Here is a 10,921-nt window from a genome sequence, read left to right on the forward strand (position 1 = left end):
GCGCAATCGCGCAATCTCGGTGCTGGTACGGTCGACCATGTCACCGACCGCCGCGCGATAGTCATCCCATTTTTCACGGTTGCGCCAGTCGTCTTCAGTGATCTTGAAGCGCTTGAAGGGAATCTTTTCGCGCTCCTCGAAGCGCTCCAGTTGCGTCTGTTTGTCGATGGACAGCCAGAACTTGACCACGATCACACCGGCGTCGGTGAGCTGTTCTTCGAAATCGTTGATTTCACCGTAGGCACGCAGCCAGTCCGCCGGGCTGCAAAAACCTTCAATGCGCTCCACCAACACCCGGCCATACCAGGAGCGGTCGAACACGGTGAACTTGCCCCGGGCCGGAAGGTGTCGCCAGAAACGCCACAGATAGGGCTGAGCCCGTTCTTCTTCGGTGGGCGCGGCAATCGGCACGATGCTGTACTGGCGCGGGTCAAGCGCTGCCGCCACCCGACGGATCGCCCCGCCCTTGCCCGCCGCGTCGTTGCCCTCGAACACCGCCACCAGTGCATGGCGGCGCATGCGCTTGTCGCGCATCAACCCGGAAAACCGCGCTTGCTCGGTGATCAGCCGTTCTTCGTAATCATCCTTGTCCAGGTTCAGGGTCAGGTCCAGGCTGTCGAGCAGGTTCACTTGATCGACGCTGGGGAACACTGGCGCGGCGCTGACCTTTTCCGGGTGGATCGTCGGCCGCTGCAATGCGCCGTGCAGGCCCGCCAGCAGAATCCGCCCCACGGCCAGACTGCGATAATGCGCATCCGCCCCGGCGATCACATGCCACGGCGCATAGTCACGGCTGGTGCGCCGCAGCACCCGCTCCCCATATTTCACGAACCTGTCGTAGGTTTGCGACTGCTGCCAGTCCAACGGGCTGATACGCCAGCTGTGCAGCGGGTCGTCGGCCAGCGCCTTGAGTCGCGCCTTCATTTGCTTCTTGGAGAGGTGAAACCAGAACTTGAAGATCAGCGCACCTTCATCGCACAGCATTTTTTCCAGGCGCTCGGCGCCGTTGATCGCCTGGTCCAGTCGCGGATCCTTGAACTCGCCATGGACCCGCCCCTGCAGCATCTGGCTGTACCAGTTGCCGAAGAAAATCCCCATGCGCCCCTTGGCCGGCAGCATCCGCCAGTACCGCCAGGCCGGTGGCCGCGCCAGCTCTTCGTCGGTTTGCTGATCGAACGTGCGAACCTCGATCAGACGCGGATCCATCCATTCGTTGAGCACCTTGATCGTCTCGCCCTTGCCCGCACCTTCGATGCCATTGATCAAAATGATCACTGGAAAGCGGCGTTGCTGCTGCAATTCGAATTGCGCTTCGAGCAACGCTTCGCGCAGGGCCGGGACTTCGGCGTCATAGGTGTCTTTGTCGATGGCGTGATCGATTTCGGCAGATTCAAACATGAGCGGCTCCCTTCCAGATGTGAGCAAGACTAGCGGATGGAACTGAGGGTCAGCAGAGATTTTCCTGATGGTCCCCTCGCCACAAAGAGCTTGGCCACGCCATCGATCGGCTAGAATGTCGGCCTTGCCGTTGCCGAGCCTGCCATGAAACCTGAACTGCCCCACGCCCAGCTCGACTGGGATGACCAAGGTCGTCCGTATTCGCGAGTGTTCGACGATGTGTATTTCTCCGACCAGTCGGGGCTGGACGAAACCCGCTATGTCTTTATCGAGCAGAACCGCTTGGCGGAACGCTTTGCTGCCTTGCCGGAGGGCGGACGCCTGGTCATCGGTGAAACGGGCTTTGGCACGGGACTGAATTTTCTGTGTGCCTGGCAGGTGTTCGAACAACACGCGGCGGCCGGAGCGCGGCTGCATTTTGTCAGCGTCGAAAAGTACCCGTTGAGCCCGGCCGACTTGCAACGTGCCCTGGCGCTTTGGCCGGAACTCAAGGTGTTTGCCGATCAATTGCTGGCGCAGTACGTGGCGATCCATCAGGGTTTTCAGCGCCTGACGCTGGATAACGGTCGCGTCACCCTGACGCTGCTGATCGGTGACGCATTGGAGCAACTGCCGCAACTCGATGCCCGAATCGACGCCTGGTTCCTCGACGGTTTCGCTCCGGCGAAGAACCCCGACATGTGGACCGCCGAACTGTTTGCCGAACTGGCGCGCCTGGCCGCTCCCGGTGCATCCATCAGCACATTCACCAGCACCGGTTGGGTGCGGCGCTTGCTCAACGCCGCCGGTTTCAAGATGAAACGCACCCCAGGCATCGGCCACAAATGGGAAATCCTGCGCGGCGAGTTCCTCGGCTGGCCCCAGGACGTGCCCGCCCCGGTGCCCGATAAACCCTGGTTTGCCCGCCCGGCGCAACTGACCGGCGAACGCCAGGCACTGGTGATCGGGGCCGGGCTGGCCGGTTGCGCCAGCGCCGCCAGCCTCGCCGCGCGGGGCTGGCAAGTGACAGTGCTGGAGCGCCACGACGATATCGCCCAGGAAGCCTCGGGCAACCCGCAGGGCGTGCTCTACCTGAAGTTATCGGCCCATGGCACGGCGCTGTCGCAAATGATCGTCAGCGGGTTCGGTTACACCCGACGACTGCTCGAACATTTGCAACGGGGTCACGATTGGGACGATTGCGGCGTGTTGCAACTGGCCTTCGATGCCAAGGAAGCCGAACGCCAAGTGCAATTGGCCGCGGCATTTCCGGCGGACTTGTTGCACCTGCTGGATCAACCCGAGGCACAGGCCGTGGCCGGTATCGGGCTGGCACAGGGGGGCCTGTTYTATCCCGAAGGCGGCTGGGTCCACCCACCGGCGCTGTGCCAGTGGCAGGCCGCGCACCCGCGAATTCAATTGCTCACCCATCGCGATGCGCTGGAACTGCGCAAGGTTGACGATCAGTGGCAAGCCTGGAACGGCGAGCGTCTGCTCGCCAGTGCACCGGTGGTGGTGCTGGCCGGGGCCGCCGAAATCCGGCGATTCCCCGAGAGTGCCGAGTTACCGCTCAAACGCATTCGCGGGCAAATCACCCGCCTGGGGCAAACCCCGCAAAGCCAGGCCCTGAGCACCGTGGTGTGTGCCGAAGGCTATGTCGCCCCTGCACGTTTGGGCGAACACACGCTGGGGGCCAGTTTCGATTTCAAGAGCGATGACCTGACGCCGACCACGGCCGAACACCTGGGCAACCTGACCATGCTCGAAGAGATTTCCCACGATCTGGTCGAGCGTCTACAGGCCGACAAACTTGCGCCTGAAAGCCTCCAGGGGCGCGCCGCTTTTCGCTGCACCAGCCCTGACTACTTGCCAATCGTCGGACCATTGGCCGACACCCAGGCGTTCGCTCAGGCGTATGCAGYGCTGGGCAAGGATGCCCGACAAGTGCCGGACGTCGAATGCCCATGGCTTGACGGTTTGTACATCAACAGCGGCCACGGCTCGCGCGGTCTGATCACCGCGCCGCTGTCCGGGGAACTGCTGGCGGCCTGGCTGGACAACGAACCCCTGCCCTTGCCCAGAAGCGTCGCCGAAGCCTGCCATCCCAATCGGTTTGCCTTGCGGCGCCTGATCCGGGGCAAGTAGTCGATACAGCAGCCTAAGTCGCCCTCACGGGGCGATTCGGCCRTGGTCAGCCACGCATATAACTCATCGGTCTAAAACTCCCCTTACCGAGGAGGGTCACTTTCTGAGTACCCGCCGTTTGGCGCGGTATCGATTGACCCTCCCCAACGGAAAAACCGGTAAGGAATTTATGTGCGGATTAGCTGGCGAGTTACGTTTTGATCATCAACCTGCAGACCTTGCAGCCGTTGAACGAATCACCCATCACCTGGCCCCTCGCGGCCCCGACGCTTGGGGTTTTCATAGCCAGGGGCCGGTTGCCCTGGGCCATCGGCGCCTGAAAATCATGGACCTGTCGGACGGCTCGGCGCAGCCGATGATCGACCCGCAATTGGGCTTGTCCCTGGCCTTCAACGGGGCGATCTACAACTTTCCGGAATTGCGCGCCGAGCTTGAAAGCCTGGGATACGCCTTCTATTCCGGTGGCGACACCGAAGTGCTGCTCAAGGGCTATCACGCCTGGGGCGAAGCCTTGTTGCCGAAACTCAACGGTATGTTTGCCTTTGCCGTTTGGGAGCGCGATGCCCAACGCCTGTTCATCGCTCGCGACCGACTCGGCGTGAAACCGCTGTACCTGTCGCGCACCGGCCAACGCCTGCGCTTCGCCTCGGCGCTGCCGGCATTGCTCAAGGGCGGTGACATCAACCCGATCCTCGATCCTGTAGCGCTCAATCACTATCTGAATTTCCACGCCGTGGTCCCGGCACCRCGCACCTTGCTGGCGGGAATTGAAAAACTGCCGCCGGCCACCTGGATACGCATCGAAGCCGATGGTCGCACCGAGCAGAAAACCTGGTGGACCCTGCCCTACGGTCCTCACGCCGATGAGACGGATCTGACCCTCGAAGACTGGCGCGACCGTGTGCTCGACAGTACCCGCGAAGCGGTCGCCATCCGCCAACGCGCGGCAGTGGATGTCGGCGTGCTGCTATCGGGCGGTGTCGATTCAAGCCTGCTGGTGGGCTTGCTGCGGGAAGTCGGCGTGGACAATCTGTCGACCTTCTCCATCGGCTTCCAGGATGCCGGCGGCGAGCGTGGAGACGAGTTCCAGTATTCGGACCTGATCGCCCGACACTACGACACGCAGCATCACCAGTTGCGCATCGATGAAAAAGAAATCATCGAACAACTGCCCGCCGCGTTCCGCGCCATGAGCGAACCGATGGTCAGCCATGACTGCATCGCCTTCTACCTGTTGTCCCGGGAAGTGGCCAAACATTGCAAGGTGGTGCAAAGCGGCCAGGGCGCCGACGAACTGTTCGCCGGTTACCACTGGTATCCGCAAGTGGATGGTGCAAGCGATCCGTATGCCGCGTACCGCGAAGCGTTTTTCGACCGTAGCTACGACGATTACGGCGCCACCGTGCAACCGAAATGGCTGACTGCGAATGACGCCGCCGGTGACTTCGTCAAAACCCATTTCGCCCAGCCCGGTGCCGAGGCGGCGGTGGACAAGGCCTTGCGTCTGGACAGCACGGTGATGCTGGTGGACGACCCGGTCAAACGGGTCGACAACATGACCATGGCCTGGGGCCTGGAAGCGCGCACGCCGTTTCTCGACTACCGCCTGGTGGAGCTGTCGGCACGGATTCCGGGGCGTTTCAAACTGCCGGACGGCGGTAAGCAAGTCCTGAAAGAAGCCGCGCGACAAGTGATTCCCAGTGAAGTGATCGACCGCAAGAAAGGTTACTTCCCGGTGCCGGGCCTCAAGCATTTGCAGGGCGATACGCTGGAATGGGTGCGCGAGCTGCTGCTCGATCCCGGCCAGGATCGCGGCCTGTTCAATCCCGCGATGCTCGACCTTCTGCTGACTGACCCGCAGGGACAACTGACGCCGTTGCGCGGCTCGAAGCTGTGGCAACTGGCGGCCCTCAACCTGTGGCTCAGCGAACAAGGAGTCTGACCGATGAAACCTCATACCACAGCGTTCAGCCAACGCCTGTTGCGCGGCCAGTCGCCCTCCTACGAACGCCTGCAGGCACGCCTGGCCGAAGACCGCAGTGCGCTCGGCGCGGCACCGATTGCCGTGCATTGCGGCTGGGGCCGCTTGCTGATCGGGCACACCTTCGCCGATGCCGCGAGCCTCGCCGGGGAGTTGCTCAACGAGCGGCCCGGCGAACGGGATATTGCGCTGTACGTCGCCGCGCCCCAGCAAGTGCTGGGGCTGGAGCCGACGCAGCTGTTCCTCGACCCGTCCGATACCTTGCGCCTGTGGTTCAGCGATTACCGTCAGGCGACCCGGGTGTTTCGCGGTTTCCGCATTCGCCGCGCGCAAAGCGATGCCGACTGGCAGGCGATCAATCAGCTGTATCAGGCGCGCGGCATGCTGCCGATCGACGCCACCCTGCTCACTCCGCGTCACCTGGGCGGCCCGATGTACTGGCTGGCCGAAGACGAGGACAGCGGCGCGGTCATCGGCAGCGTCATGGGCCTCAACCACCACAAGGCCTTCAACGATCCCGAACACGGCAGCAGCCTGTGGTGCCTGGCGGTCGACCCGCACTGTGCGCGACCGGGTGTCGGAGAGGTGCTGGTGCGGCATCTGATCGAGCACTTCATGAGTCGCGGGCTCGCCTACCTCGACCTGTCCGTGCTGCACAATAACCGACAGGCGAAAAACCTTTACGCCAAGCTCGGTTTTCGCAACCTGTCGACCTTCGCCATCAAGCGCAAGAACGGCATCAATCAGCCGCTGTTTCTCGGGCCCGGTCCGGAAGCCGCGTTCAACCCGTACGCGCGGATCATCGTCGAGGAAGCACATCGTCGTGGCATTGATGTGCACGTCGATGACGCCGAGGCCGGGATGTTCACCCTCAGCCATGGCGGGCGCCGGGTACGCTGCCGTGAATCCCTGAGCGATCTGACCAGCGCCATCAGCATGAGCCTGTGCCAGGACAAAAGCCTGACCCACAAAATGCTCAAGGCAGCCGGGTTGAACCTGCCGGCGCAGCAATTGGCGGGTAACGCCGATGACAATCTGGCATTCCTCGATGAATACCAGCGCGTGGTGGTCAAGCCACTGGATGGTGAACAGGGGCAAGGGGTGGCGGTGGATTTGCGCACCATCGAGGAGGTGCAGCAAGCCATAGAAGCCGCTCGCCACTTCGACAGCCGCGTGCTGCTGGAGAGTTTCCACGAGGGCCTCGACCTGCGCATTGTGGTGATCGGTTTTGAAGTGGTCGCCGCCGCCATTCGCCGGCCGGCCGAAGTGGTCGGCGACGGCCAGCACTCCATCGGTGCATTGATCGAAGCCCAGAGCCGGCGGCGGCAAGCGGCCACGGGCGGCGAAAGCAAGATCCCGCAGGACCAGGAAACCCGGCGCACCTTGCGTGCCGCGGGATACGACTACAGCAGCATTCTGCCGGCCGGTGAGCATCTGTTCGTACGACGTACGGCGAATCTTCATACAGGCGGTGTTCTTGAAGATGTAACGGCGATCCTGCATCCAACGCTGGTGGACGCCGCCGTGCGGGCCGCGCGGGCGCTGGACATTCCCATGGTCGGCCTCGACCTGATGGTGTCCGCCGCTGACCAGCCGAACTATGTATTTATCGAAGCCAACGAACGGGCCGGGCTGGCCAATCACGAACCGCAGCCGACGGCGGAGCGGTTTGTGGATCTGTTGTTTCCGTACAGTCAGCCGGTGGTCTCTTAGCCATGTGTTGTCTGGACTGATGCCATCGCGAGCAGGCTCGCTCCCACATTTGATCGCATTCCCCTGTAGGAGCGAGCTTGCTCGCGATGGCGGCCTTACTGGCGATAACCCATCAGGAGTTTCCATGATCAGCAAAATCCCCGAACCGGACCTCGGTTACCTGCAAAAAGTCCTGCTGGAAATGCTCGCCATTCCCAGCCCCACCGGGTTCACCGATACGATCGTGCGCTACGTCGCCGAACGCCTTGAAGAACTCGGTATTCCCTTCGAGCTGACCCGTCGCGGCACCATCCGCGCCACGCTCAAGGGCAAGAAGAACAGCCCCGACCGTGCCGTTTCCGCCCACCTGGACACCATCGGCGCGGCGGTGCGGGCGGTGAAGGACAACGGCCGCCTGACCCTCGCGCCGCTCGGCTGCTGGTCCAGCCGCTTTGCCGAAGGCAGCCGGGTCAGCCTGTTTACCGACAACGGCGTGATTCGCGGCAGCGTCTTGCCGCTGATGGCGTCCGGGCACGCGTTCAATACTGCCGTGGATGAGATGCCGATCAGCTGGGATCACATCGAGTTGCGCCTGGATGCCTACTGCGCCACCCGTGCCGACTGCGAGTCGCTGGGCATCAGCGTCGGCGATTTCGTCGCCTTCGACCCGCTGCCAGAGTTCACCGAAACCGGCCACATCAGCGCCCGCCACCTCGACGACAAGGCCGGGGTGGCCGCGCTGCTGGCGGCGCTCAAAGCGATTGTCGACAGTGGCGAAGAGTTGATGATCGACTGCCATCCGCTGTTCACCATCACCGAGGAAACCGGCAGCGGCGCCGCGGCTGCGTTGCCCTGGGACGTCAGTGAATTCGTCGGCATCGACATCGCACCGGTCGCGCCAGGCCAACACTCCAGTGAGCATGCGGTGAGCATCGCGATGCAGGATTCCGGTGGGCCGTATGACTATCACCTGTCGCGCCACCTCCTGCGCCTGGCCAGCGACAACGAGTTGCCCGCCCGCCGCGACCTGTTCCGCTACTACTTCAGCGACGCACATTCAGCGGTCACCGCCGGCCACGACATTCGCACCGCCCTGCTCGCCTTCGGCTGCGACGCCACCCACGGTTACGAACGCACCCACATCGACAGCCTCGCCGCCCTGAGCCGCCTGCTCGGTGCATACATCCTCAGCCCGCCAGTGTTTGCCAGCGATGCGCAACCGGCCAAGGGTTCACTGGACCGTTTCAGCCATCAACTCGAACACGACACGCAGATGGAAAGCGATACGCGGGTACCGTCAGTGGACAGTCTGGTGGGGCAACGGTCGGAGAACTGATCCGTTTTTTTTGTTGCTGGAGAGATCACCATCGCGAGCAAGCTCGCTCCCACAGTTGATTGGTGGTGAACACAATTATCCGGTTCGCCGCTGAGCCCTGTGGGAGCGAGCGTGCTCGCGATGGCGGCAGATCGGACAACATAAAACAACCAAGCTAGCGGCAATCTCGCATTCGCCGTAGCATCGCGCCATTGATCCAGCCGAGGTACCTATGCTGATTCCCTACGACCAACTTCAAGTCGACACCCTCACCCGCCTGATCGAGGACTTCGTGACCCGCGACGGCACGGACAATGGTGACGACACGCCACTGGAAACCCGCGTACTGCGCGTGCGCCAGGCCTTGACCAAGGGCCAGGCACTGATTGTCTTCGACCCGCAAAGCGAGCAATGCCAACTGATGCTCAAGCACGACGTGCCCAAACACCTGTTTGATTGAAGCCTTCAGCGTCCCTTGGTCTTCGCCAGTTTGTTCTGGATACGTTCGTAGATTTCCGAGCGGTGAACTTTGACGTCCTGCGGCGCTTCGACACCAAAGCGAATGTTGTTTCCATTGATCGCGAGAACGCGCACGGAAATGTTGTCAGCGATGGAAATGGTTTCGCCCACAACGCGAGTGAGTACGAGCATGAGGAGTGTCCTTCAGGGGTTACTGGCCCTTGAAGATGCCCGGCCCGCGGTATGCCTACAATGCTTCGGCAGCAAACCAGACCGGACTGACAGCCATGACGCACTACGCTTACGGAAAGGTCTGACAATCCGGCTGATTGTAGGGCCGATCTGTCAGGATGCGGAGAATCGCGGCCCGAACAGGATGATGCTCGCGCCGATTACACACAACGCCACGCCAAGCCAGTCCGAACCCAGCGGACGAATCCGTTCGACCACGGCCAACCAGCCGATTGAGGCAATGATGTAGATGCCACCGTAAGCGGCGTAGGCGCGGCCCGCGTAGGTGGCTTCGATACGGGTCAGCAGCAGGGCGAACAGGGTCAGGCTGAGGAGCGCCGGCACTACCCACCACATGCTTTTACCCTGGCGCAGCCACATCCAGAAGGCAAAGCAACCAGCAATTTCGAACAGTGCGGCGAGGAAAAACCACAGGTAATTGAGCATGCAAACGTCTCGCGAGGATGGCCGATGGCGGCCACCCTAACCACAGCGTTGCCTGCGAGCAAGATCAGCTTGCCGATTGCCTGGCCTTGGCGCGCATTTTGTCGGCCATGACGGTCATTTCGTCGTAGAGCAGTTGCGGGTTCTTCTGCTTGAGTGCCCAGGCCATGCGGCCCTGTTCGTGGGGCAGGATCATGAACTCGCCGGCGGCGACCTGCCGGTAGATGTAGTCGGCGATGTCGGCGGCACTGATGGGCGAGCTTTCCAGCAATTTGCCGACCTGGGCTTTCATGGCCGGGGTCGGACCGCGGAAGGAGTCCAGCAGGTTGGTCTGGAAGAACGACGGACACACCACATGCACGCCGACTTCCTGATGCGCCAGTTCGATCAGCAGGCTTTCGGACAACGCCACCACACCCGCCTTGGCCACGTTGTAGTTGCTCATCGCCGGGCCTTGCATCAGCGCGGCCATGGACGCGATGTTGATGATCTTGCCTTTGCTTTTTTCCAGCAGCGGCAGGAAAGCCTTGCAGCCCTTGACCACGCCCATCAGGTTGATTGCGATCTGCCAGTCCCAATCCTCCAGGGACAACTCGCTGAAGAACCCGCCAGACGCCACACCCGCGTTATTGACGATGACATCGATGCCGCCGAGCTTGACTTCGCAGGCCTGGGCGAACGCCGTCAACTGGCTGTAGTCGCGCACGTCGCAGCGCTGGATGAAACCGTCGCCACCGGCTTCGCGGACCAGTTTCAGGGTTTCCTGCAAGCCGGGCTCGCTGACGTCCGACAACGCCAGTTGCCAGCCTTCACGCGCCCAGCGCAGCGCGATTTCGCGACCCAGGCCAGAGCCTGCACCAGTGATCATCATGCGATTTTGCATAGCAAACAGCCTTGTTGTTCTCGGAAGATGCACCGAGTGTAGCGAAGGAGATCGCCCGACCCACGCTCCATCAGATTGCTGAATGGCCCGAGCAAACCGCGGGAGCCTTTGAAGTAACCAATGCAACAAAAAAAGATAGAGACCCGCCAGGCAAATCGGCATAGGGGACGGCCTTCATAGACCGTACCCCTGCCACACCACCCGGCATGCGGGTCCGCACCGGGCGGTTCGAGGGATTGAGGTCAGGAGAGACGTGGAAGTCCCAAGCGATCAAACCACGCGAGATTAAGCACCCAATTCAAGGCCCATCGACTGTTGTCCCACCAACGACGGGTGTTACATGCCACTTTCTGGGCGACTTCTTTACTCGCACCCAAAGCCCGTAATTCACGAT

Annotated in this window: 9 protein-coding genes and 1 pseudogene; 5 read left to right on the plus strand and 5 right to left on the minus strand. The window is 62.0% G+C overall.

Annotation, left to right across the window (positions count from 1 at the left end; all coding sequences use genetic code 11):
• A partial coding sequence (gene pap, locus ACXRVY_RS09055) for a polyphosphate:AMP phosphotransferase (protein WP_458237273.1) occupies positions 1–1,398 on the minus strand: 1,398 nt, incomplete at its 3' end.
• A gap of 144 nt (positions 1,399–1,542) precedes the next feature.
• On the opposite strand from pap, the gene mnmC reads away from it, so the two are divergent.
• From mnmC to ACXRVY_RS09080, 5 genes are all read left to right on the plus strand, one after another.
• Positions 1,543–3,522 (plus strand): bifunctional tRNA (5-methylaminomethyl-2-thiouridine)(34)-methyltransferase MnmD/FAD-dependent 5-carboxymethylaminomethyl-2-thiouridine(34) oxidoreductase MnmC, encoded by a 1,980-nt coding sequence (gene mnmC / locus ACXRVY_RS09060; protein ID WP_458237274.1) that lies wholly within the window; start codon positions 1,543–1,545, stop codon positions 3,520–3,522.
• Between the two features lie 169 nt (positions 3,523–3,691).
• Entirely contained in the window at positions 3,692–5,464 is a 1,773-nt protein-coding gene (locus tag ACXRVY_RS09065; protein WP_223462450.1) for an N-acetylglutaminylglutamine amidotransferase, read from the plus strand.
• 3 nt (positions 5,465–5,467) lie between these two features.
• Positions 5,468–7,216, plus strand: coding sequence for an N-acetylglutaminylglutamine synthetase (gene ngg, locus ACXRVY_RS09070; protein WP_223462449.1), 1,749 nt, complete (start codon positions 5,468–5,470; stop codon positions 7,214–7,216).
• Between the two features lie 124 nt (positions 7,217–7,340).
• Positions 7,341–8,531, plus strand: a complete 1,191-nt coding sequence (locus ACXRVY_RS09075; RefSeq protein ID WP_263289819.1) for an osmoprotectant NAGGN system M42 family peptidase — start codon at positions 7,341–7,343, stop codon at positions 8,529–8,531.
• A 211-nt stretch (positions 8,532–8,742) separates the two neighbouring features.
• Positions 8,743–8,970: a YheU family protein gene (locus tag ACXRVY_RS09080; RefSeq protein WP_223462448.1), complete on the plus strand. Its 228-nt coding sequence runs from the start codon at positions 8,743–8,745 to the stop codon at positions 8,968–8,970.
• Between the two features lie 5 nt (positions 8,971–8,975).
• On the opposite strand, the gene csrA is transcribed toward ACXRVY_RS09080, so the two are convergent.
• The 4 genes and pseudogenes from csrA to ACXRVY_RS09100 all read right to left on the minus strand — a co-directional run.
• Positions 8,976–9,161, minus strand: a complete 186-nt coding sequence (csrA, locus tag ACXRVY_RS09085; RefSeq protein ID WP_223462447.1) for a carbon storage regulator CsrA — start codon at positions 9,159–9,161, stop codon at positions 8,976–8,978.
• A gap of 153 nt (positions 9,162–9,314) precedes the next feature.
• Positions 9,315–9,647: a YnfA family protein gene (locus ACXRVY_RS09090; RefSeq protein ID WP_008004345.1), complete on the minus strand. Its 333-nt coding sequence runs from the start codon at positions 9,645–9,647 to the stop codon at positions 9,315–9,317.
• 64 nt (positions 9,648–9,711) lie between these two features.
• Complete coding sequence (locus ACXRVY_RS09095; protein ID WP_223462446.1) at positions 9,712–10,527, minus strand: SDR family oxidoreductase; 816 nt, start codon at positions 10,525–10,527, stop codon at positions 9,712–9,714.
• A 242-nt stretch (positions 10,528–10,769) separates the two neighbouring features.
• Positions 10,770–10,921, minus strand: a pseudogene (locus tag ACXRVY_RS09100) (group II intron reverse transcriptase/maturase); the annotation flags it as partial.

The sequence above is a fragment of the Pseudomonas sp. P5_A2_2 genome, assembly GCF_054177685.1.

Excerpts from the sequence above, each read along its gene's own strand:
- ACXRVY_RS09080 (WP_223462448.1), top strand. The coding sequence starts at position 8,743 with ATGCTGATTCCCTACGACCAACTTCAAGTCGACACCCTCACCCGCCTG.
- ACXRVY_RS09095 (WP_223462446.1), bottom strand. The coding sequence starts at position 10,527 with ATGCAAAATCGCATGATGATCACTGGTGCAGGCTCTGGCCTGGGTCGC.
- csrA (WP_223462447.1), bottom strand. The coding sequence starts at position 9,161 with ATGCTCGTACTCACTCGCGTTGTGGGCGAAACCATTTCCATCGCTGAC.
- ngg (WP_223462449.1), top strand. The coding sequence starts at position 5,468 with ATGAAACCTCATACCACAGCGTTCAGCCAACGCCTGTTGCGCGGCCAG.
- ACXRVY_RS09075 (WP_263289819.1), top strand. The coding sequence starts at position 7,341 with ATGATCAGCAAAATCCCCGAACCGGACCTCGGTTACCTGCAAAAAGTC.
- ACXRVY_RS09090 (WP_008004345.1), bottom strand. The coding sequence starts at position 9,647 with ATGCTCAATTACCTGTGGTTTTTCCTCGCCGCACTGTTCGAAATTGCT.